We start from the raw sequence: 26,725 nt of genomic DNA on the forward strand, positions 1-26,725 counted from the left end.
ATGGTCTGGGAGACCGCGTGCTGGATGGAGGGCTCAGCCGCCGGCCCAGGTGATCTTGGTGGTGGGATCGAGTGGCGGCCGTTCAACGGAGGCGCAGGACGAGCAACGGGTGTCGACGTACAGCCAGCCGAGCAGTTGCTCTTCGTCGGCGACGCCGAGGTACTTACGGACTTGGGGCGCCTGAATTGCGGATCCGGTGCGCCAGATCGACGCGAAGCCATGGCTATGCAGGAGCAGTGAGAGGGTCGTGACCATGCCGGAGGTGGTTGCCAGTTGTTCCCACTCGGGGACCTTCGGGTGGTTGGGCACGGGCCGGTGCACGATCGTCAGGAGCAGGGGCGCGCGCTGGGGCTTCGCGGCGGCGCGGCGGGCCTGTTCCGGGGTGTCGGTGGCTTCGCCGAGCGCGTCACCGAGGCGGGCCCGCTCGTCGCCGCTCACCGCACCCGACCAGGGGCGAAGCCGCCCGTGGTCGGGTGCGGTGGCCGCGGCCTGGACGAGGCGCTCCAGGTCGGCGGGGCCGGGGGCGGGCTCGGTCAGGCGGGGTGCGCTGCGCCGGGTGAGGGCCGCGTCCAGGACCGGGGTCGGGGAGCGGGTCATCGGGTCGCCTTCCGGGCCGGGGCGCGCTCAGGATCGTCGTGGGGTGCCGACGGAGTCATGCGCGGGTCGTCGCCGGCCACGCGCCGGAAGATCGGGGCGGTGGCCGCGGTGGTGATGACGGTCATGATCACCAGGAGGGTAAACAGGGGGGCGGTGATGACGCCGGTCTGCAGGCCGATGCCCAGGACGACGAGTTCGGTCAGGCCGCGGCAGTTCATGAGCGTGCCGACGGCGGCCGACCAGCGCCAGTCGGAGCCGGTGAGCCGGGCGGCGCCGGCCGCGCCGCCCCACTTGCCGACGACAGCGACGGCGAGGATGGCCGCGCCCCAACCCCACTGTCCGGCGGGCAGGGTGGAGAGGTCGGTGTGCAGGCCGGCGTCGACGAAGAACAGCGGCAGCAGGAGCGGCAGGACGACGGCGCGGAGGCGCGCGGCGCTGCGCTCAACGGCCGGCAGGCCGCGGGGGGCGGCGGCGCCGAACAGGAACGCGCCGAAGGCGGGGTGCACGCCGATCTGGTCGGTGGTGTACGCGCTGAGGCACAGCCCGACGAAGAGGAGGGCCAAGACGAGTTCGTCGCCGGTGCGGCCGACGCGCTCGAGCAGGATGCGCAGCAGGGGGCGTATGAGGGCGAGGCCGGCGGCGAAGGTGGCGGTGAGACCGAGGGTGGTCAGGGCCGACAGGGCGGTGCCGGTGGTGGCAAGGGCGACGGCGGCGGTGAGCAGGCACCAGGCGAGGGCGTCGTCGGTGGCGGCGCAGGCCAGGGCGAAGGTTCCCAAGGTGGTGGTCTCCAGGCCACGGTCGGCGAGGATCCGGGCGAGGACCGGGAAGGCGGTGATGCTCAGGGCGACGGCGACGAACAGAGTGAACGGCAGCCGCTCGACGCCGTCGGGGGCGAAGTGCGGGTAGAGGGCGGCGCCGAGGGCCATGGGGAGCAGGAGTCCGGTGAGGCTGACCGCGGCGACGGCGCCGCGGGTGGTGCGCAGGCTGCGCAGGTCGAGTTCCAGTCCGGTCAGGAACAGGAAGGCCAGGAGTCCGAGGGTGCCCAGGGCGGAGGTGACGGGCAGGACCGAGGGCGGCAGGAGGTGCTGTTGGACGGTGGGGGCGAGCCAGCCGAGCAGCGAGGGACCGAGCAGGATTCCGGCAAGGATCTCGCCGATGACCGGAGGTTGGCCGAGCAGCCTGACGGCCCGCCCGCCGGCCTGACAGGCGATGACCACGACCGGGACGACGAGGAGCACGGGCAGCAGCGGGTCGGACACGACAGCTCCAGGAGTCGGGCGAGAGACCGCACGGCAGTGCGGCGGCCGGGCGGGGACCGGGGGTGGATCAGGCGCGGGTCAGCGGCAGGGTGGTACAGCGCAGCGAGCCGGGAATCCGGGTGACCTCGCTGTAGTCGACGGTGAGGATTTCGAGTCCGCGTGCGGAGAGCTGCGTGGCGATGCGGTCGCTGCCGGCGGTGACGATCACCGTGTCCGGAGCGATCGCCAGGACGTTGGCCTGGACGGCGCGCGCCTCTGTCTCGGTGACGTCGATGAGGTCGAAGTGTTGCTCGAACCAGCGCAGTTCGGCGGGCGGGAAGACGTCGCGGTGGATGAGGGCGGTGCCGGGCGCGACGATGGCGAAGTGGTCGTCCAGGTGGACGACGCCGCGGGTGGCGAAGCGGACCGGGCGGACTTCACGGTCGACGCCGTGGTGGGTCAGCGCCCGCTGCAGCGCCCCCACGCCCGCGGGGGACGTCTCCTCCCCGAGGCCGACCAGGACGGTGCCGGTGTGCAGGGCGACGTCACCGCCCTCGATGGTGCCCTCGTCCAGGTGGGCGACGTGCGGGGCGCCGGTCAGCAGCGGGGCGAGCGCGTCGGCCTCGGGGAGGCGGTGCGTGGAGTTCAGGCGCGCCATGACCAGGACGTGGTCGATGACGAAGGCGATGTCGCGAGGGTAGTGCTGGACTGGGCAGCCCGGCGCGGCGTCGAGGAGGGTCACCGTGGTGCCGCGGCCGCGGAGGAGGCCAATCAGGGTGTCCTGCTGGGTGCGGACGGTGGCCGGGTCGTACGGCTTCCAGGAGCTGGTGGTCTTCTGGCGTGTCAGGACGGGGTGGGCGTCGGGGCCGTCGAGGTCGGGGGTGACGTCGCTCGCGTAGCGCATGGCGACGTGGCGCAGCGCGCCGTACTCGCTGGTTGCGTGCAGGGTGAGCACGATGGGTCTCCTGGGCCGGGGGGCGGGGCGGTCGGACGGTGAGTCGGACGCGGCGCAGACGGTCCCAGGAGGGTGCAGGTCCGGGGCCGGCAGGTCAGGGCTGCCGGCCCCGGAGGTCTCGCGGGTGTCAGCCGACGGGGCTCTTCTTCTGGGTGTCGGGGACCTGGGGCAGCCAGTGCACGGCGTCGTCGCGGAAGGACTGGTTGATCGGCACGAGGTCGGCGCCGCTGGTGTCGTCCAGGGCCGTGACGACGATGCCGAGCTCCGGGACGCCGTTATCGATGGCGGCGAGGCGGCTGAAGCAGTTCGGGCAGCAGCTGCGCTTGGCCTCGCCTTTGAACGTCTCGAACCAGATCTGCTCGCTCTCACCGGTCCAGGTGACGTTCTCGGGGGCGAAGCCGGCCCACCACATCATCGGGCCGCCGCCGAGCTTCTTGCAGTGCGGGCAGCTGCAGGTGTGGGGGTAGACGGCTTCGCCCTTGACGGTGAAGCGGATCTTGCCGCACAAGCATCCGCCGGATCGCTCCTGGGCGGCGGCGACGATGTCGGGGGTGGCGTTCATCAGTTCATCTCCGAAGCACGGCGGGCGAGTTGAGCCCACCAGTGTGTCATCCCCTCGGTGATCGTCAGCCAGCCGTCGAGGGCCTGGGGCAGGTCGATGTGGAAGAGTTCACTCTCCTTGATGAACCTGGCCAGGCCCTCGATGTGAGCGGCCTCGACGCTCATGCCGCCGACCTGGGCGGCCTCGTGCTCGTCGTCGAGGTGGAGGTCGTAGTAGTAGTGCAAGGCCTTGAGTTCGCTGCCGCTGCGGCTGATGGTCAGCTCGCCGTAGCGGTTGGTGATGTCGCGCAGGATCTCGGTTTCGGCGATCGCCACGGCCTCGGTGGCGTAGTAGGCGCCGGCGATGTGGCTGGGCATGTGTGAGCCGACCATCCACTGGTGGAGGTTGACCAGCGTCTCGGTCTCGGGGGCGGGCACGTGGCCGTTGACGAGCAGGCCGAGGTCGGAGAGGAGCGCGTTGGTGTAGAGGACGTAGTGCGCGGGCACCTTGCCGCGCTCGCCGCCCTCTTCCAGGTGGTTGCGGCGCAGCTCGTGGGCGAGCTCGGGGCAGTAGCCCTCCACGGCGGTGGCGGCCGCCTTGAGGTACTGGGCGTTGTAGCGGGCGAAGACCGAGAGCTCCTCGATGTACATCCGGGCCTGGCGCTCGTTGAGGTCGGTGGCGCCGACCTTCTCGGCGATCCGCGCGTACGCCCAGTCGACCAGCGGGGCCAGGTGCGCGGTGACCAGGGCGGTGCCGGAGGTGAACTTGCCCAGCAGGGTGCCGTTGACGGCGCTCTGCGTTTCGGGGTGGGCCTTCAGATAGGCCTGGACGAGGCTGTTATCGGGTGTCATGCGTCGGCGTCCTTGGGGTCGGCGGGGCGGGGGGTCAGGTGCAGGCCGCCGGTGGCTCCCAGGGCGCGGGCGGCCGTGAGGAGCGCGGCGTTGTCGGGCAGGACGAGGGTGTCGCCGCGGTTGAGGGCGGTGACGGTGTCCTGGTTCAGGCCCGCGCCGTCGAGGGCGACGCCCACCTGGTGGCCGCGCAGCAGGACTTGGCGGGAGTCGCCGTCGTCGTCGAGCAGGGTGGTCACCTGGTAGGGCGCGATCACGCGGATGCCGGCGCCCGGCTTGACCTGCTCGGGGTCGAAGGCGTTCGCGGCTTCCTGGCGGGAGAGGTCGCCCTCGACGAGTTCCCAGCCGCCGTTGCTCAGCAGGGTGGCCCACCGCTGCTCGGCGTGCTGGCGCGCGGCGTCGCGGACGCGATCGGCGGCGACGGTCAGGAGTTCGCGGCCCATGCCGGCCAGTCGGTCGGCGACGGCACCGGGCCCGGCGGCCGTGTCCGCCATCGCGGAGGGCTCGTTGAGCGGGTCGTCGGGCCCGTCCCCGGCCAGGTCGGCGAGGACGTCCGGGATGACGCGGCTCTGCAGGATCTGCGCGTACGGGTAGGTGTACAGCGGCATGGCCACCGAGACGGAGAAGGTGTCCTGGGTGCCGACGTGGAAGACCCGGCGGGGCAGGAAGAGGGCATCGCCCGGCTCCAGCAGGAAGTGTTCGGCCTCCTCCAGCAGCGCGCGGTAGTCGCCGAAGGTGGGCTCCTTGCCGCCGGTGAGCTTCTCGTACTGCTCGGCGGGCCAGCAGTAGAAGTTCTTGGCGTTGGGGCCGAGGTGGACGAGGAAGGCGTCCTCATAGCCCTCGTGGATCCCGAAGGCGGTGCCGGCGTAGTTCCCGGCGAAGGCGACCTGCTCGGCGCCGCCCAGCGGCAGGCCCCACCCGTCGATGAGGGTCTTGAGGAAGGTGCCGAGGCCGGCGGCGAGGGCGGGGCTGACGGTCTCCAGGTTGTTGACGACCAGGGAGAACCGTTCGGCGCCGGCGAGGCCCTGCATCCACGGCACGAAGGCGTCCACGCCCCCGTCCCAGGACGGGGCGGTCAGCGCCTGGGGCAGGAGGTCGTCGCGGCGGTCCTCGCCGACGTAGACGCGGGCATGCGCCTTGATGTCGGTGCCCGCGGCGTGGGCCCGGCGGATGGCCTCGAACCCCGTCAGGACGTCGTCCGGGCCGGCTGCGGCGGCGGGGATGATGCCCTTGAACAGGAAGGGCGTGGTCCGTCCGGTGGTGTGGTCGGGGAAGGTGCCGGTCCAGAAGGACTGGTCGGGCGGCCAGGGGTAGGCGGTGTCCATCGAGGATCTCCTGACGTCGGGGCGGACTGCCGTGATCGGGAAGGCGGAATGCGGTCGCGGTGACGGGGCGCCGGGATCAGCTGAGGTAGTCCTCGGGGCCGCCTCGGCGGACGGTGTCGAGCGTGAAGCAGTGGTAGCCGCCGCCGAACAGCCGCCGGTGGCGGTGCCGGACCGGGACGACGGTGAAGCCGCGGGCCTCCAGGACCTTGATCAGCTCCGGGTAGAGGGAGTTGACGACGACGGTGTTCTCGTCGACGGACAGGAGGTTGATGTCCATGTACCGGCTGCCGATGGGGATGACGAAGCCGAGGTCGCTGTAGTCAGGGAAGTTGCGGTCGTCGGTCTCGGGGGCGTAGATCACGTCCCAGGACTGCATGGCCTCGGGCAGGAACTTCAGGTACTCCGGGGAGCGCAGCAGCACCAGACCGGGGCGCAGCGGGGCCAGGACGCTGTCGATGTGGTTGTCGGCCATGGCGTCCAGGCGGTGGAAGCGCAGGTCGCGCAGGTTGTCACGGAGCCAGCGCAGGGCGAGCTCGTGGTTGCGGTTGGCGACGTTGACCAGGACGTCGCGGCCCAGGCGCATGCACTGCGCGCCGTCGAAGACCATCTCCAGGCCCAGGCCCTCGATCGTGCCGGCCCTCTCGTTGTCGGTGGCGCGGGCGACGTCCAGGCCCTGACGGGTGAAGTAGCTGGTGTCCAGGGAGCCGCGGGCCAGGGCGGGCCGGGGCATGGACAGCCAGTTCGCGCCGCCGTCCTCGTAGTAGCGGTAGAAGACCGGCTTGAGCAGGTCGTTCTCGAAGGCCCGGGCGCGTACGTGGGGCGCGGTCTCCACGATGGTGTTGCCGAGAATGATGGTCTGGTCGCGGACGTTGAGGGGCGGGGTGGCCCGGGCGTCCCAGTACGGGGAGCGGATGTCGACGTCCTTGCCCGGGGCCGGGGGCCGCAGGACGTTGACGCCGCACCCGGTCAGGGCGTCGGCCAGGCCGGCGATGTCCTCGTTGAGCTCGTCGACCAGCTGCGCGGGGATCGGCAGGAGCTCCTCCCCCGACGGGCTGGTGTGCCGGCCGAGGACGGGGGCGACGTTGTCGTAGAAGAACAGCCGCCACGAGGTGTCGGTGTGGTGGGCGTCGTAGTGATCGGCGCGTCCGAGGACGACTTCGTCGAGCCGGGTGAACTCGTCGAAGCTGTTCAGAGCCGGCGGGGCAGGCGCGGGCTGGGGCATGATGGGCCGCCTCCTCGGCGGCGGGCGACAGCACGCCCCTGCCTCCGGCGCGCGGGTGTGCGCCGGGAGGGGCGGTGCCGTACGGGGTTCGGTGGACGGATTCGGGGCGAGGTCAGGCGGCCGAGGCGTGCCGGTGCGGGGTGCAGGCGGCGCCGGGGGCGGCGAGCCGGGCGATGATGTCCTCGATCACGCACGGCTGGTCGGGAGTGGAGCGCCGGCGGAAGAAGTAGCCGGAGCACCAAGGAACTTCACCGAAGCGCGGTAGGTGCTGCGCGGTGAGGGCGCGGGCCTCGGGCAGGCGCCGCCAGGGGATCTGCGGGCACCAGTGGTGGACGGGGTGGTACATGTCGTCCAGGTGGCCGCCGAGCAGGTGCCGGGTGAGCCAGTGCGAGGTCCAGCCGCGGGTCTGCAGGAGGATGTCGTCGTTCTCGATCAGTCCGGCGTGGTTGCCCAGATCAGTGATCCAGGTGACGACGGGCCGCACCAGGACGAGGGGGAGCAGCCAGTAGAGCAGGAGGTACGACACGCCGCCCACGGGCCACGGTGCGGCGACGACGCCCGCCCAGAGCAGGGCACGGGCGGCCAGGGCCCGCCACGCCTCCCCCGGCGCGCGGGTGAGCAGGGTCAGCACGGCGGTCTTCGGCAGGCGCCACACGGCGTTGCGCACGATGACCCGCAGGACAAATGCGCTCCGGCTGGGCGCCCGGCCGGCGGCACGGATGTTGCCCGCGCGGTAGGACTGGAACATCGGATCGTCGTCGGAGCCGAGCTTGGCGTGGTGCACGTAGTGGCTGCTGCGGTACGGCGCGAAGCCCTCACCCAGCAGTCCGGTCAGCAGGTATCCGATGATCCGGTTTCCGCGTCGGGTGACCATGAGTTTGGAGTGCACGCACTCGTGTCCGAGGTTGGACAGGTGGCGCTGACGGAAACCGATGTAGCAAATGGCGAGGAGCGGGCCGACGACGTGGCCGATGGTGTGGCCGGTGATCGCTGCTGCGGCGATCGCGATGATGTCCCAGGCGATGTCCCACAGGCCGATGGTCGGGCGTCCGCACAGCTTTTCCAGATCGGTGATGAGCTGCTGGCCGAGGCCCTTGCGCACCGGGCCGGAGGCTCCGGTGCCGTTGCGGGTCCTGCTGGCGGCGGGGCTGCCCATCAGGTCCTCCAGTCGGGTGTGGTGCGGGGTGGGGAGGTGCCGTGCTCCGGCGCGCCCGCGGCTGGGCAGCGCACTGCCGTGCGCACGGTTGGCGGGCGCGCCGGAGGACGACGGAAGGGTGGTTCAGCCGCGGATCAGGCGGCGGAGAGGGCGCTGTCCGGGCGCATGCCAGCCTTGAGGCCGGGGGCGTCGGGGCGCATCCCGAGCTTCAGCTCCGGGGCGTCCGGGCGCATGCCGCTCTTGAGGCCGGTGGCGTCGGGGCGCATCCCGAGCTTGAGGGCGCCCGCGTCGGGACGCATACCGAACTTCAGGTCGGTGGCGTCCGGGCGCATCCCGGCCTTCAGGCCGATGTCCGGGGTCATTGCGGCGGTAGCGGTCATGGAGGTTCTCCCTCTTCGGTCGCGGGTGACCCCGCGAGTCCGTGTGATCGGGCGATGGAGCTGCCGGGCCGCGGTCGGGTGAGTGCTGAACCGTCGGCTCGGACGTCGTGGGCGCGGGCGCCCGGCGGTGGAAGGTCGCGCCGGAGCACGTCCGCTGCATCCGTGGATGAGCGTTGCGGTACGTGGTCGCGCTGGGCGCTTGGCCAGTCACGCTAGGGCTGCGCCGGAGGCAGCCGCAACGGCTGTGGGCGTTGCGGCGGTTGCACGGGACCGTTGCGTGACCGTTGCGCACCCACACCACCTGAGCTGCGGAAACGCTGATGTCTGGTCCTGGAACAACGGCGGATCGGGGCCGCAGGGCGCTGCGATGCCGGCGGAAGGGCTTCTGCTGCGCGCGTCGCCGCGGCTAGCTTGTGGGCCCGCCGAGGAGCCGTGCACGAGGGCGCCGTGGCGACCGGCTTCCCTCCATCTGCCGTCGAAAACACAGGCCTTGAGGAGCACACGTGCTCAACCCCGTTGTGATGAAGTCCGACCTGCTGTTCAGCCTGCGTGACACGCTGCGCTCAGAGACGTTCGTCGAGGTGGTCACCCCTACGGTGCGCCGAGCCGACCTCGGCCCGGGGCGTCGCGTTCCGGTCGATCTCGACGGGGGCCGGTTTCTGCGGGCGATGATCGGGCCGGCGCTGCGTGTGAACATGGAGCACCACCGGCGGGTCTTCGAGATCGGTCAGTGCTTCCGGCCCGAGAAGCCGGACGAGTTGCACGCGCCCGAGTTCCAAATGCTGGACCTCTACGCCGCCGACGAGAATTTCGAGTTCCTGTTCGCGCTGGCCGAGCGGCTGGTCGTCCCGCACATCCGCTACACCCCCGAGCGGGTATCTGTCGCCGGCCACATTCGTGACGTCTTCGGCATCGACCTGCGCCGCGATCCGCTGGGCGACCTGCCCGCTCAGATGGCCGCCCACCTGGACATGAGTGCCGAGATGCCGTTCAAGACGGTGCTCGGCCGGTTCGTGGAGCGCGAACTGGAGACCCAGAGCACTGGGGCCGCACTCTTCCTGACCGAGTACCCGGTTGGGGGGGACGAGCCGTGTGCCCGACTGACACCGGGCACGACCGCGGTCCTCAACCGGTTCGAGGTCCTGATCGACGGCCTCGAAGTCGTGCACGGCTACGAGGACGAACCCGACCGGGAAGCGTTCGTCGAGCGGGCCCGTGCGGTGGACCTGTACGACGACGAGCAGGCCCTGGCGTGGAAGGCGATCGACGCCGGGCGTGCGCCGGCCCACAGCGTCGGGCTCGGCATCGGCATCGAGCGGCTGTGCATGGCCGCCTCCGGGATCAAGGACATCAGCGTCTTCCAGCAGTCGGCCCAGTTCTGACCTCCACCCTTCCGAAAGGAGCCGCGATGTCCTTGTCGCTGCGCCCGCTCGACGACAGCGGCTTCGGCGCCGTACTCGACTGCGACCTCGCGACCGAAGCCGACGACCTCGCGCCCCAGCTGGCGCGAGCCCTGCACCAGCACCGGCTGCTGGTCGTGCCCCGCCAGCACCTGACCCACGTCGATCTCCTGACCGTCGCCGCCTGCTTCGGAACGGTGGACACGAACATCGACCGCCGCTACGCCGTCGGCGGCTTTCCCGGGCTGACCGTCATCAGCAACATCGTCGAGGACGGCGAACACGTCGGCATCTACGACGGGGACGACGAGGAGGAATGGCACGCCGACAACAGCTTCAAGCCACAGCTGACGGCCGCGACGCTGCTGTACTCGGTCATCACCCCCGAGGAGGGCGGCGAGACCCGCTTCGCCGACGCGACCCGCGCCTACGCCGCCCTTCCCCCGGCGGCACGGCAGCGGATCGAGGAGATGCGCGCGGTGCACTCCATCGAGCAGCTCGGCGCGTTGCAGAGCCAGGCCAGCGGCGGGCAGTCGTCGGCCGCGGCCGGGAGCCTCGCCGGCCACCCGGAGGTCGAGCACCCGCTCGTCCTGACCCATCCGGTCACCGGAGCCCGTTCACTGCTGCTCGGTTCCATGGTGATCCGCTGCGTCACCGGTCTGTCCGATCAGGACAGCCGCGCCCTTGTCGACGATCTGCTGGAGCACACGACCAGCGCGCCGTACCTCTACAGCCACCGCTGGAGTCAGGGCGACCTCGTCGTGTGGGACAACCTCGCCACCCTCCACACCGCATCCCCGTGCGACAGCTCCCGCCATCCCCGCCTGCTGTATCGCGCTGCCGTTCGACAGCATGCGGATTCCCGTGGCTCCGAGGGATGACCGGCGGCGAGAACACGCTGTCTGCGCCGGTCGCCAGCCCTAGTGTTTGCCCATGACGTCGAAGGCCGTGAAGGTGCCCCTGAAGGAAACCGCCCTCAACCTCGAGCGCATCACCCAGATCGGGCACCAAGTCCACGGCGTGTGCCCAGACTTCGACGCCGGCGCGTTCGTGCAGGACGTGATGTCCGATCTGCCCGGACTGGAGCTGAAGGACCGGATCACTCGGACCAGTCAGGCACTGCACTCCCACCTTCCGGTCACGGGCACCGAAGCCCTCGACGTCCTGCTGCGCTCGCTGCCGCCGACGCCCGAAGCCGCCGGCATCACGAACGACTTCGGATGGCACACCTACTCCCCGCACTCCGACTTCGTCGCCCGCTACCTGCGCACCGGCGGGTACCTGGACCAAGCCCTCGACGCCCTCGCGCGCTTCACCCGGTACTTCTCGGCAGAGGTCGCCGTGCGGGACTTCCTCAACGACTTTCCCGACGAGACGATGAAGGCCGTCGACGCCTGGTCCCGCGACGAGGACCACCGGACCCGCCGGCTCGCGAGCGAAGCCACCCGCCCCCTCCTGCCCTGCGCCCCCCGCATCTCCCTGCCCGCCGATGCGGCGCTCCCCGTGCTCGACCGGCTCTACGCCGACTCCAGCACCTACGTCCGCACCTCCGTCGCCAACCACCTCCACGACCTCGCCGGCACGCAACCCGAACTCGTCCTGGCCACCCTCAGGCGGTGGAAGGACCAACACAGCGCCTCCGACCAGCACTTCGCCTTCATCGCCCGAACAGCCCTGCGGAGCAGACTCAAGAAGGGCTCGCCGGACGCCTACGCCTTCCTCGGCTACCCGCATGACGCACCGCTGGAGCTGACACCTCTCGTCTTGGAACGCACCGAGCTGGCCGACGGCGACGTGCTCAGCTTCTCCGCCGCCCTCACCGCCACCGTGGCCGTCCCGGTAGACGTCATGTACGTGATCTCCTCCACCACGCCCACCGGCAAGCCGCGCGAGAAGGTCTACTTCCTCACCCGCAACACCGTCCGGCCCGGCCGGCCGCTCCACCTGTCCAAGCCGCACAAGCTGCGGTCGACCGCCACCACGAAGATCACTCCCAGCCCGCACACCGTCGCGATCCAGGTCAACGGCCGCCGCTTTCCCCCCGTGCCGTTCACGGTCGTCGCAGCATGATCCGCGACCGACCTCCCACCTGACCTGACCGCTCTCCGCCCAGGCCGTGCCTCCACCTCGCCACGGCCCGGTCAGCCATGCCCCACACCGCAGCCCCGGCCGGCACGGCAATCCCCCGAAGGGGTGACTCGACCGCGTCGAACAGATTTCAAGGCCCGCCGCCGCACCCTGCCCGCCCCAACACCCCGATCAGAACGTGTGTTCACGAAATGAGCCGTGACGGAGCCCGATCCGACGCGTTCTTAGAGCACCAGTGCCACTTCCCCGCCCAGATGGAGGACATCATGAATCCCGCCCCCGCCCCCGTGCATCAGCCCTCCGGAATCGAACGACGGCCCGCCTCCGCGACGGTGCGCCGTGTTGACGACACCCGCTCCTCAGCACGTCTGGATACGAGGTGGGCGGCATGAGTGAGTCGGCCGATGAAACCGCCGAGACCGTCCCGGGGCCGCGCCCCACCCCCCTTCCGCCCGCCCCGCCGACCAAGGTGCCGGAAATGGCGCCGACCGCGGGCTCGGAGCAGAACTCCCCCGTCCCGGAGATGCGGTACGTGGACCTGACCGGCAGCCGTGAAGCGGCCGGCCGCTCCATCCGGATGCGCGACATGGCCCGGCGCCTGCCGCAGCTGGTCCGGCGCTCGCTGGCACTCGCCTGGCGCGTCGACCGACGGGCCACCACCGGCCTTCTGCTGTGCCAGACGGTCGCCGGCGTCATGCAGGCCCTGGGCCTCATCGCGATCAGCGGCACCCTTACCGCTCTGCTGACCAGCGGGGACGTCTACCACCGGCTCCTGCAGGCATGGCCGTCCGTAGCCCTGCTGGCCACCGCCACCGGAGTCCGGGCACTGTTGGGAATCACCGTCAGCTGGCTCTCCTCCCGGCTGAGCCCCCTCATGTCGCGGGAAGCCGAGCAGATGCTGCTCACCGGCTGCGCCGAGGTGGAGCTCTCCGCCTACGACGACCCCGACTTCAACCGCGACCGCGAAGCCGCCGACCGCGGAGCCCAGGTCACCGGCGAGCTCATTGACGAGGGCCAGGACCTGATCGCCTCGGCCGCCTCCTTCCTCGCCGGAGCCGTCGTCCTGGCCGGGGTGAGCTGGGTACTCCTCCCCCTCCTGGTCGCCGCCAGCCTGCCGCAGGCCCTCGCCCAGGTCAGCGCCGCCCGGGTCCGCTACCTGGCGAACCTGCGCAGCAACGGCGACAACCGCATGCTGTCGGTGCTGCGGTGGCACATCTTCACCCGCGAGGCCGCCGACCAGATCCGCGCCGGCACCATGGCCGGCTTCCTCTCCGGCCGCTACCGGCAGACGGTCGCCCGGATCAACCGCGAGGACCGGACAGCGGCCGACAAGGGCGCCCGCATGTCGCTGGTCGGCGCCCTGTGCGGCGGCCTCGGATCGGCTGTCGTGTGGGCTGCGGTGGTGTGGCTGCTGGCCACCGGCCGCATCAGCGTCGGCCACGCCGGCACGGCCGTGTTCGCTCTGCAGACGGTGGGCCAGTCGGTACGCGGGCTAGTCGCCGTCGGAGCCCGTGCCGTGCGTACCGGCCTCTACATGGACGACTGGACACGGTTCCTCGACCTGGCCGGCGGCTACACCATGCGCCGCGGCGAGCACCGGCCGGCGCCACCGGCCGAGATCGAGATCAGGCAGGTCTCGCACCGCTACGCCGGGAAGGACCACAACGCGCTGTCCGACGTCTCGCTCACACTGCGCCGGGGCGAGGTCACCGCACTGGTCGGCTTCAACGGATCGGGGAAATCGACGCTGTCGAAGCTGGTCAGCGGCCTGTACCTGCCGAGTGGCGGACAGGTGCTGTGGGACGGCGTCGCCACCGATGACGCCGACCCGCAGGCGCTGTGGCAGCAGGTGGCCCTGGTGCCACAGGACTACGCGCACTGGCCGCTGACGGTCCGCGAGAACGTGACCCAGGGGCAGCCCACGGCCCGCGGTGACGCGGCGGTGCGTGAAGCGTGCGAGGCCGCCGACGCGGACGAGGTCGTCGACAAGCTCGGCGCCGGCCTGGACACACTGCTCGCCCGCGAGTGGCTGAACGGGGAGGAGCTGAGCGGCGGCCAGTGGCAGCGCATCGCACTCGCGCGGGCCTTCTTCCGCGAGGCCGGTCTCCTGGTCCTCGACGAGCCGACCGCGAACCTCGACCCCCGCGCCGAGTACAGGATCTTCCAGCGGCTGCGGGACCTGGCCCGGGACCGGGTGGTCCTCCTGGTCACGCATCGCATCACCAACGTCGCGGTGGCCGACCGGATCGTGGTTCTCGACGAGGGCAGGGTCGTGCAGGAGGGCACCTACAAGGATCTCGCCGCGCAAGAAGGCGGCCTGTTCCAGCAGTTGCTGTCCTACCAGGTCACCTCGGAGCCGGACGGCGAGAGGCACGGTACCCGCGCGTGAAGAATCCCGCACGCTCCGCCCGGGCTCACGGCCCCGGCTGCCCCGCCCACCAGTCCTTCCCTGCTTCTCCGAGGTGTTGACGTGTCGATCACCCGCTCCCACATCCGCGCGACCCTCGACAGCTATCTGACCCGGCACCCGCACGAGCGAGAGTCCCTGGCCGGCCTGTTCGCCATCCTGGACGGGCCGGACGACCCGTCCAGCCGGGCAACTCTTCCCGGCCACGTCACCTGCAGTGCGGTCGTCATCGACCGAGACCGGCGCGTACTGCACATCGTTCACAAGATCACGGGGCTGCTGCTCACCCCGGGCGGTCATGCCGAGACGGACCGGAGCCTGCTGGCTGCGGCTCTTCGGGAGGTGTCCGAGGAAACGGGCATCCAGCCCGGTGACCTGTGTCTGACCCCGCAGTTCCTGGGCGCACCGGTCGATATCGACGTTCACGGGATCGACGCCAATCCCGCAAAAGGCGAGTCCAGACATGAGCACTTCGACTTCCGCTTCGCCTTCTACGTCAGCACCGAGCAGCTGCCGCCGCTCCGGCTCCAGGACGAAGAGGTCTCGGGTGCCCAGTGGCTTGCGTTCGCCGACGTCAGGTCCCCGACGCTGCGGGCCAAACTGCTGGACGCCCAGGTCGAGGGGCTCGACGGGCGACCGGAGCCCGTCAATGCGTCGGCGTTGGTCCACGACGGCTTCGGAAGCTACCTGCTTCATCTCAGGGATCTGCGGGATGGCATCTGGGCGCCCGGGGTCTTCGCTCTTCTGGGCGGCGGGCGGGAGAGGGGTGACCGGTGCCTGGAGGGGACCTTGCGGCGGGAGCTTGCCGAGGAGGCCCCCGGCCTTGAACCTGTGGGCCTGACGCCCTACGCAGTCGAGGAGGCGACGAGCGTCGACGGCCTCGCGGTGCCGATCAAGGTCTACACGGCCCGCTGGAGCGGACACCCCGACACGGCGGACCTGCGAGAGGGCGTCCTCCTGCAGTGGTTCACCCCCGACATGCTGGACCGACTGCCGCTGAGTCCCGGCCTCGGCGACCTAATCCGCCGCCACGCGGCCGAGCATCCCCCGGCCGGCAGTCCGCCGGACCGTCTCCGCCCTCTGCACGACGAGGCACCCGAGGGGACCGAGCTCCACATCGTCGGCGTCCACCTCCACCTCCAGGACGATCAGGGCCGGATCCTCCTCGGACTGCGCCATCCCGACTCGGCCTTCGCACCGGACGAATGGCACTTTTTGGCAGGTCACTGCGAGAGGGAAGCCGCCATCAGCTGCCTGGTGCGCGAAGCTCAGGAGGAGGCCGGGCTGATCGTCGATCCTGGTGACGTCGAGCTCGTGCATGTGGTTCACCACGTCGACTCGCCGACGGCGCGGGCACGGATCGCGCTCGTCTTCCAGGCCCGGGTCTGGTCCGGTACCCCGCAACTCCTGGAGCCCGACCGGTGCGTGGCGTGGCGGTGGTTCAGCCCGCAGGATCTTCCGGCGAAGGTCGTGCCGTACACCCGCCTGGCGATCGAAGGCATCGGCGCGGGCCGCCCGTACACCCAGACGGGCTGGTGAGGACCTGTGACGCTCCCCCCGGCCACCAGCGCTTCCTGGCCTGAACACTTCCTCGCGCACCGCGCCGGCCACCATTGCCCGATGTGCGGCAACGACCGGACAGCCGACGACATCGGTTGGGGGATCCTGCTGCACCGCGGCGAGGTCTCCCAGTCCTACCTCTGGCGCTCCGGGCAAGTCCGCGGCTACTCGATCACCATCGTGACCGCGCGGCACGTAGCCGAGCCCACCGAACTCACCGGCGACGAAGCAGCCGCCTTCTGGCGGGACACCCTCGCCCTGGGCCGCGCACTCGAAGCGCACTACCAGCCGCTGAAGATGAACTACCTCCTGCTCGGCAACGCCATTCCCCACGCTCACCACCACGTCGTTCCGCGACGCGAGGCGGGTGCGGACCCGGCGCCGGGCGGCCCTTTGCCCTTCGACGTGCTCGACTTCGGACGCCAAGACGAGGCCCAGCTGCAGGCGGACGCCCGAGCCCTGCGCCGGCTGATGAACGGCGCCAGCAGGCCGGAGGCGGGGCGATGAACGCGCAGTCCGACGTCATGGTCGTGGCGGGAGTCCTGGCGTTGCACTACCGCCTCGTGCCGACCGACGTCCGCGAGGGGCCGTCAGGGACCGCCACGTGCAACTACGTGGCCAGGGACGGCGACGGCCGCCGGTGGTTCGTAAAGGTGTATCCGGAGCACGCTGAACTGGGTGCCGAACGGCGCGCCCTCGAGCTGGCCGAGTTCGCCGCACTCGGCGGGGTCCCGGTGCCGGCGATGCGCCGCACCCTGGACGGCGACCTCATCGCCGTCGGTGGCGGCCTCGCGGTGTCCGTCGCCGCATTCGCCGAGGGCGCCGAGACAGCGGACGGCGCTCTGTACGGCGGGCGGTGGGCGGCCGTCGGCTCGACCGTGGGCCGGCTGCACCGCGCGCTCACGCGGCATCCGGACGGGCCGTCGCGCCGCGCCCCCTCCCACGAGATCTGCGATGTCCGGCGAGGCCAGCAGCGCCTGGAACGGCTCCTCGCCCGCTGGGCGGAACATCCCCCGAGTTCCCCGTTCGGAGCGTGGGCAAAGGACACCGCCCGGGTACGGCTGGACGAGCTCCCCGCCACGGCATCGCTGCTCAAGGCTCTTCCCGCGACTCTCGCCACGCAGATCGTCCACGGCGACCTGTCCTCCCTCAACCTGATGCTGAAAGGGGACAAGGTCGCCGCGGTCATCGACTTCCGGCCGCCGGCGCACCGCAGCCCGATGTGGGAGCTGGGACGCATCGTGCTCGATCCGCGCACGGTCCTAGCCGCCCCGGACTGGCCCACCGGCCTGGCCACCGCCGTCGCCGCCTACCGGGAAGCCAACCCAGCCATGCCGACCCAAGACCTCATGACGGTGCCGCGGGTGGCGGCCGGCTACCTGACCTGCTCGGTGTACCCCCTCTCCGAACCGCTCGACGACCCGCCCGCGGTCACCCCTCAGCTGGAGGCGTACGGGCGAGCCCGCCACAAGGCGCTGGGAGTGCTGCGCGCTCGCCTGGACGAGGCGGAGGAGGTGCTCCGTGACATCCTCCGCTGATTCCCCCGCACCACCCGAGCCGTCCCTGTGGCGGCACCGCAACTTCCGGACGTTCCTGATCGGGCAGAGCGCCAGCGTGACCGGCAGCTCGATCAGCTCGATGGTGATTCCCGTGATCGCCGTCCTGGAACTGCACGCCACCACCTCCCAGGTGGCCTGGCTGGCGTTCCTGGGACTACTGCCGCCCGCGCTGCTCGCCCTCCACGCCGGGGCGCTCGCCGACCGCCACAGCAAGAAACGCCAAATGATCACCGGGGACTTGGCGAGTGCGGTCGCGCTGGCCACGGTGCCGGTGGCGGCTGCCCTCGACGTCCTCACCCTGTCCCAGCTCATGGCCGTCGCCGTGGTGCAGGGCGCCGCGGGCGTGATCCACGACGCGGCGGCCATCAGCATCCTGCCCAGCCTGGTCGACCGGTCCCTGATCCAGCGGAGCAACAGCCGGATCGGCGCATTGTTCGCCCTCTCCGCGACCGGCGGAAGCAACCTCGGCGCCGCGCTGACCGCCCTGGTCGGACCGGCCCGGGCCCTCCTCGGAGACGTCCTCTCCTACCTCGTCAGCGTCTGGTGCACCACACGCATCCACACGCCCGAGACCGACCGGGTCCAGGCCGAGGAACGGCGGCTGTGGGCGGAAATCGGCGACGGCCTGAGGTACGTACACGGCGACGAACGTCTGCGCACACTGACGCTGGTCAACGCGACGACGTCCTTCGCCCTCGCACTCCTCAACACGCTGTGGGCGTTGTACCTGCTGCGAGCCCTCGCGATGAGCACCACGGCGTTCGGGGTCGTGCTGGGGCTCGGCGCCCTGGGCGCGGCCGCCGGGGCACTCCTCGCCCCAGCGCTGGCCCGACGGATCGGGCCCGGGCCGATGATGCTGACCGCGCTCGCGATCACACCGGTAACCCAGATTCCGCTGCTGCTCGCCTCCCCCAGCCTCGGCTGGCGGATCGTGATCGGCGTTGCGCTGTTCCTGCAACTGGCGTGCGCGGGCGCGGCAGGCACCACCCAGCGGTCGATCCGTCAGACCATCACCAGCTCCCACATGCAGGCACGGATGCAGGCGGTGAGCACCTGGCTGACCGCGGGCGCCCGCCCGATCGGCGCGCTGCTCGCCGGCGCACTGGGGACGTGGGCCGGCGTCCGAACCGCCCTGATCATCGGCACCTGTCTGCTCACCGTGCCGCTCCTGGTCCTGGCCCTCTCTCCGCTGCGCAGCCTGCGGCACATGCCCGGCGCCCCGCCCGAACCCGCGCCTGCCGAAGAGCCCCCGCGCCCCGGCCCCCCGCCACAGGTGCCCGCCCCTGGAGCGGCGCCCGCCACAGATACCCGCCGTGAGAGCTCGTTGGACGGAGGCGCAACATGACCGAGCTGAACACCGGGGACACCACGCGAAAGCCCGCTGCCCCAGCTGCCCACGTCCCAGCGAAGCCCACCATCACAGGGCCGTCCCACACCGAGACCGCAGAGGTCACCCGGACCGGGGGCGGCGCCGGAGCCCGGGGCGATCGTGAGGCTGCTGCGGCCCGGACTGCGATGGTCGCCCGCCTGGAAGAGGCCGGTGACCTTGCGGCCGGCCCGGTCCGCGAGGCCCTGCTCGCCCTACCGCGCGAGATCCTAATGCCCCAGGCGTACGTGCGGCGCAGCGCGCCGGATGAGAAGCCGCCGCGGTGGGACCTGTTGGACTGGGCCCGGCCCGGTGACCGAGAGGAGTTGCTGCGCGTCCTGCACAGCGGGGACAGCGTGTCGGTCCAGCACGCGGGTGAGCCGCTCCTCGGCCGGCCCGCCAGCCCTCGGTGCGGGGGTTCCATGACGGCGATGTCAAGCACGATGGGCATGACCGCAGGCCTGTTGGACGTGCTGGACCTGCGACGGGGGCAGCGGGTTCTGGATGTCGGGACCGGCGCGGCGGTCACCGCTGGAGTGATGTGCTTCGTCTGCGGGGACGGCGGGGTCGTCACGCTCGACGTCGACCGCAACGTCGGCGCGGCCGCGCGAGCGCGTCTGGCCGAGCTCGGGTACCGGCCCGCCGTGGTGAGCGGGGACGGTCTGGCCGGCTGGCCGGACGGGGCGCTCTTCGACCGGATCTTCGTGTCCTTCGCCGTGCCCCGCATCCCGCCCGTCTTGGTAGACCAGCTCGCGCCGGGCGGTCGCGCCCTGATGACGTTGGGCACCTCGTCCCCGTCCTGGCCGGGCCTCGCCGTGATCACCAAGACCGCCACGGGAAAGGTGGTCGCCGAGATCCGCGCGGTGGAGTTCGGGCATCGCGGCGGGGTGGGCTTCGACCGGCTGTTCCTGTCCGCCGACTTCCGCAACCAGATCACCACCGGCGAGGGACGCTGGACCCAGCGCAGCCGACTTGTGCCCCCGGCGGACACCGAGCGCGGCATGTGGCTGGCCCTGGACTACCTCCACCCGGGCCTCGTCCGCCACTTCGGCGCGGACGACCTGACAATCGGCGCACCGGGGTGCGGCTCCTGGATGCGGGCACGCCCGGTCGGGCACCGCCGCTGGGAAGTCACCGTCGACGGGCCGCGGGACATCTGGGCGGAGATCCACGACGTCGCAGAGCGATGGCGTGCGGCAGGCTCTCCCGACCGCTTCCGACTCGTCTTCGACGAGGACCGCGGGCAGAAAGTCGCCTCCGAGCGCGGACGCCTGTCCTGGCAGCTGCCCGCCCCCCACCCGCTCGATGAGGGAGCTACCTCGTGACCTACCCCTACGGCCCGCTTCCGGACCTCTACCCGGAGCAGGAGGCGCTGTTCGCATCCGCGGCCACGACGTACGCCCGCTACCGGCCCGGCCTTCCGGACGCCGCGGTGCGGCTGCTCGCCGACGTCCTGCGGGGCCAACCGTCCCCGGTGCTGCTCGACCTGGGCACCGGAACGGGACAGGTGCCCCTCGCGCTCCTGTCCGCCGGCGCTGCCCTGACGCACATCGAAGCAGTCGACGTCAGCCGGCAGATGCTGCGCCAAACCAGCCAAGCCCTCCACCCACTTCTCGGCGACTGCACCCTCACCTTGGCCCACGCGGCGGCCGACGCGTACGAGCCGCTCGCGACACTGCCCGGAGAACCGGACTCCGGCCCGGACCTGATCACCTGCTGCCGGTCCTACCACTGGATGAACAGCCAGGCGGTCCTGGAGATGGCCGACCGGGTCGCCACACCGGGTGCCGCAGTGGCGATCATGGGCGACGGGAGCCTATGGACCCACGAAGCCGGCTGGACCCGTGCGCTGCGCGAGCTGATCCAGCACTACTTGGGCTCCGGGCGCCGGGCCGGCGCCCGCAGTTCATACGCCGAGCCCCGCCGCTCGTACGAGGAGGACCTCGCCGACTCGCCGTTCAGCGACGTCACCGAGCATCTCTTTCCCGTCACCCGTACCTGGATGCCGGAGGAGGTGCTCGGTTACCTGCGCACCACGTCCTTCGCCGCGGAGAATCTCTTCGCCGAGCGGCACCGGGCGTTCGAGGACGAGGCCCTCGCACTGCTCCGCGCGCACGCGGTGGACGGGGCTCTGGTCGAGGAGGCCACGTTCAGGGTTCTGCTCGCCCGGCGCCCGGGGGGTGCGCGATGAGCGTGGAGAGGCACACCGAGGAGGTGGACGTCCACCTGATCCTGCGCCGGGACACCGCCCAGGGGCCGGAGGTCCTGCTCTCGCGGCGGGCCGGGCAGGTGTACGCGGCAGGGCTGTGGCATCTGCCGTCCGGTCGCCTGGACGGCCCGCACGAAGACGTCGTGACCGCCCTGGTCCGGGAGGCCCGGGAAGAAACCAGCGTCGTTATCGAGCCTGCCGACGTGCGCGCCGCGGTGTTCGTGCATCACCGCAGTCCCGGCGGATCCTCTCGCACCGGGCTCTTCTTCGCAGTCCGGCGGTGGCAGGGAGACGCCCGGATCGCCGAGCCGCATCTCTGCGACGCGATGGAGTGGACCCTCCTGGACGATCTGCCCACCCCGATGGTGGCGTACTGCCGGGCCAGCCTGGACGCCTACCAGGCCGGGGCGCGGCTGGCGATCCACTTCCAGATGCCCGGCGACCCCATCGCCTACGATCCCGACGCCGACCGGCTGCACCTCGTGCCGGACGTGACCGGCCAGGCGTCTACCGCCCGTCCCGACGCCGCGGTCGTGAAGTTCGCGGAGCAGGCGGTCGGCCGAATCACGCAGTGGACGGATACGTCATGGGCGCGCGAGGAGAGCCGCGTATGGCGGGTCCACGGCGTCCAGGGCGGAACCTGGTACGTGAAGGTGCACCAGAACGAGCGGTTCCACGGCCGGGAAGTGCGGGGGCTACGGACGTGGGCGCGGGAGCTGGGGGCGTCCGCGCCCCGGCTGGTCGCCGCCGACGAAACCCTGCGGGCGGTGGTCCTCACCGCGGTGCCGGGCCGCCCGCTGCACGGCACCGTCCTTGCCCCGGAGCGGGAGAGGGAGGTCTTCCAACGGATCGGCGCGCTGGCCCGCCACATCCACCAGACCTCTCCCCCACGGCCCGCTCCTGCCGACAGCGGCCCAGCCGTCGCCAAGGCCGACCGGCACCTGGCCGGGGCGCGGTCTCATCTGCGCCCGGGTGATGAGGAGTTCGTCCGCGAGCTCGTGCGGCAGTCCGAGGCCCTGCCACCGCTGGAGTGGGTGGAGACCCATGGAGATTTCCAGCTCAGAAATGTCCTCACCACTTCTGACGCCAGTGCCGAGACGGACGACCGTGAGGTCTTCGTGGCGGTGATCGATTTCGAGAGAAGTGAACCGGGCCCGGCCGTACGGGATCTGGTCCGTCTGTCCGACGCCTGGGCCGGCCGCGACGACCTGTTCGAGGCGTTTCTGGCCGGGTACGGCAGGACCCTAACCTCCGCCGAACAGGCCCGCCTCGTCGTCGACGCAGCGCTCGACTCCGTGAGCGGGATCGCCTACGGCGCGGCCCACGGTGACCCCGAGCTCGTCGAACGCGGCCGGCGGACCCTGGCCCGACTGCGCGCCGAGCACCGTGCAGCCCTCTCACCGACAGGAGATGCGACGTGAACGCCGACTCGGCACCCACTACCGCGGACGAGCCGCGCGACGCCGACGGACGGCCGCCGGTCCACGCGGCAACCGCCGCTGACGCCGAGGCCATCACCCGGATGCGCTCCGAACATGTCCTGTCCACACCGTTCACCGAGGACTGGCTCCGACGGTGCACGGACGAGCTGGCGCCACGGCTCACGCCGGGGGGAGACGCCCGGGCCTTCGTCATCGACGCCCCAGACGGCACGATGGCCGCCTGCACCCTCGGCCTGATACACCCCGTGCTCCCGGCCCCGGCCTACCCCCGAGGCCGGGCCGCCCGCGTACAGATCGTCGCCACCCAGCCCGAGTTCCGCCGCCGCGGCTACGCCCGGGCCGTCGTGTCCGCACTCCTGGACCACCTCGCCGACGTCGAGGAAGTGACGCTGTTCGAGCTGCACACCAGCCCGGAGGCCGCTCCCCTGTACCGGGAGCTCGGCTTCAGCGGCAGCCCGGCACTGATGCGGATGACCCGCCACCGTCAACTAGATGGTGCCGTGCCCGGTGCGCAGCCGGACTCGACGTGGGTGCCGCCGCAGCAGTACGCCGACGCACTGCCCAGGGCGGCCGCGTACGTATGCCTCTACGTCACCGACGAGGACGACCGGCCGCTCCAGCTCCACTCCGTCTACTCCCCCAGCCACCCCTGGCACATGATCGGCGGGGCGATGGATCTGGGGGAGCGGCCCTGGGATGCAGTGGTGCGCGAGTGCCGGGAAGAGACCGGCATGGCCGCCGCGGGTCCGCCCCGGCTGCTGACCACGGTTTACGGGCAGCCCCGGGCGGGGCGTCCGTACAGCACGCTGCAGCTGATCTTCGACGGCGGTCGTCTCACCGCTGAACAGATCCGGGGCCTCACCCTCAATCCGCGCGAGCACGACGCGGTCCGCGTCCTGCCCTTGGCCGAGTGGGAGGCCTTGATGCCGGCCCGCGATTTCGTGCGGCTGCTCGCTGTGGAGGAGGCCCGCCGCACCGGCCTGGCCGCATACGTCGACACCTGGGGGAGCGCGTGAGCGCCAGCAGCATCGTCTTGATGTCCGACCGGAGAGTCGCCGCGATCCCTGTCCAGGAGCGCGGCGAGGTCCTCCTCGACACCCGGGTGCACGGCCTGATGGTGGACGACCGCAAGCAGGACGCCGCGGGGGCCTGGGCTCACGTCCGCCAGGGTGTGCTCACTCGGCTTCAGAGGGTGCAATCTCTGCTTCCCGGCGGTGTGCAGTTGCTGTTCATCGAGGGCTACCGGCCCCCGTCCCTGCAGCGGCGGTACTTCGAGGAGTACTCCGACGAGCTCGCGCGCGCCCACCCTGACTGGCAGGCCGCCGAACTCCGGGAGGCCGCCAGCCGCTTCGTGTCGCCTCCGGAGATCGCGCCGCACTCCGCCGGCGCCGCCGTCGACGTGACCCTGATCGACCATCAGGGCCGCGAACTGGACATGGGCACGCGCGTCAACGCCTCCCCGGAGGAGTCCGACGGCGCCTGCTACACCGACGCCCCCAACCTGAGCGCCCGGGCCCGCACCAACCGGGCCACCCTGGGCGACGCGATGTCCGACGCGGGCTTGATCAACTACGGCACGGAGTGGTGGCACTGGTCGTTCGGCGACCGGTACTGGGCGCTGCAGACCCAGCGGCCGGCCGCCCTGTACGGACCTGTCGAACTGCCCTGACACCGACCAATCTGCCTTTCACGAACGAGGAGCGATCTGTGGCAATCACCCGGACTGACTGGTCCGAGCGCTACACCGAGGGGCGAGGCTTCCGGCGGCTCGGGGACGACGAGAAAAACCTGATCGTCGAGCACGCGCCCGCGCCCGAGGGCGGCCGCGCGCTCGACGTAGGGTGCGGAACGGGCGAAACGTCCGCGTACCTTGCCTCACTCGGGTACACCGTCGACGGAGCTGACTTCGCCGGCGGCGCCCTGGAGCAGGCCCGCACAGACCACCTCGACGCGGAAGTGCGGTGGCTGTGCCTGGACATCGAACGCGACGACCCCGCCCCGCTGGGCAACGACCTTTATGACCTGGTGGTCTTCCGCCTCTCGGTGGCCTTCTTGAACGACCGCACCCGTGTCCTGCATGCTCTCGGGCGCCGCCTGCGCGAGGGCGGCACCATGCTGGTCATCACCCCGCTCGCCGCGCACGCACCAGCCAAGAAGCGGCACATCGCACTGGACGAGGATGAGATCGCCGCCCTCACCTGCGGATGGACGAGCGTGCAGCGCCTCGCCGCCGGCGACCTGGCGGCACTGGTCCTGCGCGGGCCGTGCGCGGACACGGTCGCCATGGAACGGTCCGTGCCAGCCACCGGCTACGCCGTGGCCGGGGCGCTGGCCGTCGTCACCGACGAGCACGGGCGTGTCCTGCTCGGCTGGTCGAAACGCGGCATGTGGGAGGCTCCGGGCGGGAAAATCGACGGTGCGGAACCGCTGGACGGGGCCGGGGTGCGCGAGCTCGCCGAGGAGACCGGCCTGGACGCCACCGGCGCCACCGTGGTGGCCATCCTCACCGACGCCGCCCAGGGCGTCCCGCGGGTGACGGCCGTGATCCGGGTCGCCGGCTTCACCGGTACCCTCACCACCGCGGAGCCGGAGAAGTTCACCCGCTGGGAATGGCACGACCCCCACGGTCTCGGATGTCTCGGCCCGGTGTTCACCCCGGCCGCGAACGCACTGGATGCTGTCTGGCCCGGTGTCATCCCCGGCCTGCCGCCGGTCAACGCCTACCCGATCGCCGCCGAACTGACGCCGGTGCCCGGGGAGCCGGCCGAAGCCGTCCGGCTTCGCCACCGCATGACCGAGGTCGTCATCGCGGGCGGCTGGGCGCCCTCCGCCGTGGTCCAAAAGGCGCTGCGCACGGTGCCGAGGCACCGATTCGCACCGGAGGCGGACCTCAAGACCGCTTACGAGGACGACCTGGCCGTCGTCACCCGCCGGGACGAGAACGGCCGGGCAACCAGCTCGGTCAGCGCCGCCTGGCTCCAGGCTGACATGGCCGAGCAACTCCAGCTGAAGGCCGGGGCGACCGTCCTCGAGGTCGGCTCCGGCGGATACAACGCAGAGCTCCTGGCGCACGTTTTGGGAGAGCGCGGCCGGGTGGTGACTGTGGATGTCGACCGGTACGTGGTGCAGCGAACACAACGGCTGTGTGCGGAGGCCGGCAGCGGCCGGGTCACCGCCGTCCTCGGCGACGGCGGACTCGGCGCGCCCGGCCACGTCCCGGCCGGCGGTTTCGACGGGATCTTGATCACGCACAACGCGTCCGACATCGCACCCGCATGGCGAGAGCATCTCGCCGAAGGGGCCCGGTTGGTCGTGCCGCTGGAGATGGGCGGCTACACCCGCTCCCTCACCCTGGTCCGGCGCGGCGACGTGCTGCACTGCGAGAACTGGACCTACTGCGGGTTCGTACGGGACCGCGGCGCCGCCGCCCGTACCGCCCCGGCCGTGCGGCTGGCCGACGGCGACGTCACGGTGCGGTGGGAGGACGGGACGCCCGGCGACACTGCCGGTCTCGACGGAGCCCTGCGCCAGCCCCGGCACGAGCGCTCCACCGGCCTCGTCGTCCGGGGAGTCTTCAACTTCGAGACCTTGCAGGTCTATGCCGCGACCACCCTGACGGGGTTCTGCCGCCTGACCGCACCGGAGGGGTCCACGCTCGTGGAGCAGCAGGACGCGGCCGCGATCCTGACGAACGGCTCGCTCGCCTACCTGACCTACCGGACGGTCAAAGATGCCCCGGGGCCAGCCGACCGCATCACGGAGTTCTTCATCCACGCCTACGGCCCAGCAGCCGAAGAGGTGGCGGAGCGCTTCGCCGAGTGCGTACGCGTCTGGGACCGCGAGGTGCGCGAGAGCGGCTACCCGCCGATGACCGTCCACCCGGCCGCCACGCCCGACGACCAGTTGCCGCCCGGCGACGTGCTCGACAAGCCCAGCGCACGGCTTGTCCTCCAGTGGCCGGGCCGGACCCCCGCCGACGCACTGAGCCTCTCGACCGCAAGGGGACAACATGCCTGACTCCGACGAGCTGACCTCCGAGAAGTCGGCGGCCTCCGCTTGGCCGTCCCTGCTCGGCGTGTTCGCCCATCCCGACAACGAGAGCCTCCTCGCCGGCGGTGTCCTCGCTCAGCACGCCGCCGCGCATGCGCGCACCGCTGTCGTCACCATGACGTGGGCGCCCGACAGCCCGCGGGCTCCCCGAACTCGCCGACGCCTTGCGGGCGCTCGGCGCGGGTGCACCGCGCATGCTCGGATACGGCGATGCCCGCAACCCGCAGGCGGCTCCCGGCCGTCCCCGGCTCGTCGACGCACCGCTCGACGAGGTGGTCGCCGCCCTGGTCCAGCAGATCCGCTCGTTCCGTCCCGACATCGTCGTCACGCACGACTCCCTGGGCCAGCTGACCGGTTTCCCTGTCAATTTTTTGTGTTCAGA

Annotated in this window: 23 protein-coding genes and 1 pseudogene; 15 read left to right on the forward strand and 9 right to left on the reverse strand. The window is 71.4% G+C overall.

The window, feature by feature from the left end; translation table 11 throughout:
• Window positions 1–33: 33 nt before the first annotated feature.
• From ACFYSH_RS30815 to ACFYSH_RS30855, 9 genes are all read right to left on the reverse strand, one after another.
• Complete coding sequence (locus tag ACFYSH_RS30815) at window positions 34–597, reverse strand: nitroreductase (RefSeq protein WP_388756761.1); 564 nt, start codon at window positions 595–597, stop codon at window positions 34–36.
• Window positions 594–1,856 carry a cation:proton antiporter gene (locus tag ACFYSH_RS30820; RefSeq protein ID WP_388756764.1) on the reverse strand — a complete coding sequence of 421 codons (1,263 nt, stop codon included), beginning with the start codon at window positions 1,854–1,856 and terminating at the stop codon, window positions 594–596. The genes ACFYSH_RS30815 and ACFYSH_RS30820 overlap by 4 nt, the downstream gene beginning before the upstream one ends.
• 67 nt (window positions 1,857–1,923) lie before the next feature.
• Window positions 1,924–2,790 (reverse strand): dimethylarginine dimethylaminohydrolase family protein, encoded by an 867-nt coding sequence (locus ACFYSH_RS30825; RefSeq protein ID WP_388756767.1) that lies wholly within the window; start codon window positions 2,788–2,790, stop codon window positions 1,924–1,926.
• 127 nt (window positions 2,791–2,917) lie between these two features.
• Window positions 2,918–3,352 (reverse strand): GFA family protein, encoded by a 435-nt coding sequence (locus ACFYSH_RS30830; protein WP_388756770.1) that lies wholly within the window; start codon window positions 3,350–3,352, stop codon window positions 2,918–2,920.
• Complete coding sequence (locus ACFYSH_RS30835; RefSeq protein WP_388756773.1) at window positions 3,352–4,182, reverse strand: DUF3865 domain-containing protein; 831 nt, start codon at window positions 4,180–4,182, stop codon at window positions 3,352–3,354. Before ACFYSH_RS30835 ends, ACFYSH_RS30830 begins: the two co-directional genes overlap by 1 nt.
• Window positions 4,179–5,504, reverse strand: a complete 1,326-nt coding sequence (locus ACFYSH_RS30840) for a JmjC domain-containing protein (RefSeq protein WP_388756776.1) — start codon at window positions 5,502–5,504, stop codon at window positions 4,179–4,181. Before ACFYSH_RS30840 ends, ACFYSH_RS30835 begins: the two co-directional genes overlap by 4 nt.
• A gap of 76 nt (window positions 5,505–5,580) precedes the next feature.
• On the reverse strand, window positions 5,581–6,726 hold the full coding sequence (locus tag ACFYSH_RS30845; protein WP_388756779.1) for an inosamine-phosphate amidinotransferase 1: 1,146 nt from the start codon (window positions 6,724–6,726) through the stop codon (window positions 5,581–5,583).
• A 112-nt stretch (window positions 6,727–6,838) separates the two neighbouring features.
• On the reverse strand, window positions 6,839–7,882 hold the full coding sequence (locus ACFYSH_RS30850) for a fatty acid desaturase (RefSeq protein ID WP_388756782.1): 1,044 nt from the start codon (window positions 7,880–7,882) through the stop codon (window positions 6,839–6,841).
• 134 nt (window positions 7,883–8,016) lie between these two features.
• Window positions 8,017–8,262, reverse strand: coding sequence for a hypothetical protein (locus ACFYSH_RS30855; protein WP_388756785.1), 246 nt, complete (start codon window positions 8,260–8,262; stop codon window positions 8,017–8,019).
• A gap of 503 nt (window positions 8,263–8,765) precedes the next feature.
• Between ACFYSH_RS30855 and ACFYSH_RS30860 the strand changes: the two genes are divergently transcribed.
• From ACFYSH_RS30860 to ACFYSH_RS30930, 15 genes and pseudogenes are all read left to right on the forward strand, one after another.
• Complete coding sequence (locus ACFYSH_RS30860) at window positions 8,766–9,644, forward strand: amino acid--tRNA ligase-related protein (RefSeq protein WP_388756788.1); 879 nt, start codon at window positions 8,766–8,768, stop codon at window positions 9,642–9,644.
• Window positions 9,645–9,670: 26 nt separating this feature from the next.
• On the forward strand, window positions 9,671–10,543 hold the full coding sequence (locus ACFYSH_RS30865) for a TauD/TfdA dioxygenase family protein (protein WP_388756791.1): 873 nt from the start codon (window positions 9,671–9,673) through the stop codon (window positions 10,541–10,543).
• A gap of 52 nt (window positions 10,544–10,595) precedes the next feature.
• Window positions 10,596–11,732 (forward strand): hypothetical protein, encoded by a 1,137-nt coding sequence (locus tag ACFYSH_RS30870; RefSeq protein ID WP_388756794.1) that lies wholly within the window; start codon window positions 10,596–10,598, stop codon window positions 11,730–11,732.
• A gap of 541 nt (window positions 11,733–12,273) precedes the next feature.
• Window positions 12,274–14,139, forward strand: coding sequence for an ABC transporter ATP-binding protein (locus ACFYSH_RS30875; RefSeq protein ID WP_388756857.1), 1,866 nt, complete (start codon window positions 12,274–12,276; stop codon window positions 14,137–14,139).
• Window positions 14,140–14,220: 81 nt separating this feature from the next.
• On the forward strand, window positions 14,221–15,696 hold the full coding sequence (locus tag ACFYSH_RS30880; protein ID WP_388756796.1) for an NUDIX domain-containing protein: 1,476 nt from the start codon (window positions 14,221–14,223) through the stop codon (window positions 15,694–15,696).
• An 81-nt stretch (window positions 15,697–15,777) separates the two neighbouring features.
• Window positions 15,778–16,224, forward strand: a complete 447-nt coding sequence (locus ACFYSH_RS30885; RefSeq protein ID WP_388756798.1) for an HIT family protein — start codon at window positions 15,778–15,780, stop codon at window positions 16,222–16,224.
• Window positions 16,221–17,255: a phosphotransferase enzyme family protein gene (locus ACFYSH_RS30890; RefSeq protein WP_388756801.1), complete on the forward strand. Its 1,035-nt coding sequence runs from the start codon at window positions 16,221–16,223 to the stop codon at window positions 17,253–17,255. Before ACFYSH_RS30885 ends, ACFYSH_RS30890 begins: the two co-directional genes overlap by 4 nt.
• Window positions 17,239–18,621 (forward strand): MFS transporter, encoded by a 1,383-nt coding sequence (locus ACFYSH_RS30895; protein WP_388756804.1) that lies wholly within the window; start codon window positions 17,239–17,241, stop codon window positions 18,619–18,621. The genes ACFYSH_RS30890 and ACFYSH_RS30895 overlap by 17 nt, the downstream gene beginning before the upstream one ends.
• Complete coding sequence (locus ACFYSH_RS30900) at window positions 18,618–19,967, forward strand: protein-L-isoaspartate O-methyltransferase (protein WP_388756807.1); 1,350 nt, start codon at window positions 18,618–18,620, stop codon at window positions 19,965–19,967. The genes ACFYSH_RS30895 and ACFYSH_RS30900 overlap by 4 nt, the downstream gene beginning before the upstream one ends.
• On the forward strand, window positions 19,964–20,833 hold the full coding sequence (locus tag ACFYSH_RS30905; RefSeq protein WP_388756810.1) for a class I SAM-dependent methyltransferase: 870 nt from the start codon (window positions 19,964–19,966) through the stop codon (window positions 20,831–20,833). The genes ACFYSH_RS30900 and ACFYSH_RS30905 overlap by 4 nt, the downstream gene beginning before the upstream one ends.
• Window positions 20,830–22,272 (forward strand): phosphotransferase, encoded by a 1,443-nt coding sequence (locus tag ACFYSH_RS30910; protein WP_388756813.1) that lies wholly within the window; start codon window positions 20,830–20,832, stop codon window positions 22,270–22,272. The genes ACFYSH_RS30905 and ACFYSH_RS30910 overlap by 4 nt, the downstream gene beginning before the upstream one ends.
• Complete coding sequence (locus ACFYSH_RS30915) at window positions 22,269–23,309, forward strand: GNAT family N-acetyltransferase (protein ID WP_388756816.1); 1,041 nt, start codon at window positions 22,269–22,271, stop codon at window positions 23,307–23,309. The genes ACFYSH_RS30910 and ACFYSH_RS30915 overlap by 4 nt, the downstream gene beginning before the upstream one ends.
• A gap of 20 nt (window positions 23,310–23,329) precedes the next feature.
• Window positions 23,330–23,962, forward strand: a complete 633-nt coding sequence (locus ACFYSH_RS30920) for a M15 family metallopeptidase (RefSeq protein ID WP_388756818.1) — start codon at window positions 23,330–23,332, stop codon at window positions 23,960–23,962.
• 38 nt (window positions 23,963–24,000) lie between these two features.
• On the forward strand, window positions 24,001–26,310 hold the full coding sequence (gene fxlM, locus ACFYSH_RS30925; protein WP_388756820.1) for a methyltransferase, FxLD system: 2,310 nt from the start codon (window positions 24,001–24,003) through the stop codon (window positions 26,308–26,310).
• Window positions 26,303–26,705 (forward strand): annotated as a pseudogene (locus tag ACFYSH_RS30930) (PIG-L deacetylase family protein); the annotation flags it as partial. The gene fxlM and the pseudogene ACFYSH_RS30930, both read left to right, overlap by 8 nt.
• Window positions 26,706–26,725: the final 20 nt, after the last annotated feature.

Source organism: Streptomyces sp. NPDC005791, from assembly GCF_042871485.1.
Taxonomy (GTDB): domain Bacteria; phylum Actinomycetota; class Actinomycetes; order Streptomycetales; family Streptomycetaceae; genus Streptomyces.

Bases quoted from the DNA above. Each gene is read 5' to 3' on its own strand.
- ACFYSH_RS30830 (WP_388756770.1), bottom strand. From the start codon at position 3,352: ATGAACGCCACCCCCGACATCGTCGCCGCCGCCCAGGAGCGATCCGGC.
- ACFYSH_RS30900 (WP_388756807.1), top strand. From the start codon at position 18,618: ATGACCGAGCTGAACACCGGGGACACCACGCGAAAGCCCGCTGCCCCA.
- ACFYSH_RS30840 (WP_388756776.1), bottom strand. From the start codon at position 5,504: ATGGACACCGCCTACCCCTGGCCGCCCGACCAGTCCTTCTGGACCGGC.
- ACFYSH_RS30815 (WP_388756761.1), bottom strand. From the start codon at position 597: ATGACCCGCTCCCCGACCCCGGTCCTGGACGCGGCCCTCACCCGGCGC.
- ACFYSH_RS30870 (WP_388756794.1), top strand. From the start codon at position 10,596: ATGACGTCGAAGGCCGTGAAGGTGCCCCTGAAGGAAACCGCCCTCAAC.
- ACFYSH_RS30920 (WP_388756818.1), top strand. From the start codon at position 23,330: ATGTCCGACCGGAGAGTCGCCGCGATCCCTGTCCAGGAGCGCGGCGAG.
- ACFYSH_RS30865 (WP_388756791.1), top strand. From the start codon at position 9,671: ATGTCCTTGTCGCTGCGCCCGCTCGACGACAGCGGCTTCGGCGCCGTA.
- ACFYSH_RS30835 (WP_388756773.1), bottom strand. From the start codon at position 4,182: ATGACACCCGATAACAGCCTCGTCCAGGCCTATCTGAAGGCCCACCCC.
- ACFYSH_RS30910 (WP_388756813.1), top strand. From the start codon at position 20,830: ATGAGCGTGGAGAGGCACACCGAGGAGGTGGACGTCCACCTGATCCTG.
- ACFYSH_RS30855 (WP_388756785.1), bottom strand. From the start codon at position 8,262: ATGACCGCTACCGCCGCAATGACCCCGGACATCGGCCTGAAGGCCGGG.
- ACFYSH_RS30890 (WP_388756801.1), top strand. From the start codon at position 16,221: ATGAACGCGCAGTCCGACGTCATGGTCGTGGCGGGAGTCCTGGCGTTG.
- ACFYSH_RS30875 (WP_388756857.1), top strand. From the start codon at position 12,274: ATGCGGTACGTGGACCTGACCGGCAGCCGTGAAGCGGCCGGCCGCTCC.
- ACFYSH_RS30885 (WP_388756798.1), top strand. From the start codon at position 15,778: ATGTGCGGCAACGACCGGACAGCCGACGACATCGGTTGGGGGATCCTG.
- ACFYSH_RS30845 (WP_388756779.1), bottom strand. From the start codon at position 6,726: ATGCCCCAGCCCGCGCCTGCCCCGCCGGCTCTGAACAGCTTCGACGAG.
- ACFYSH_RS30850 (WP_388756782.1), bottom strand. From the start codon at position 7,882: ATGGGCAGCCCCGCCGCCAGCAGGACCCGCAACGGCACCGGAGCCTCC.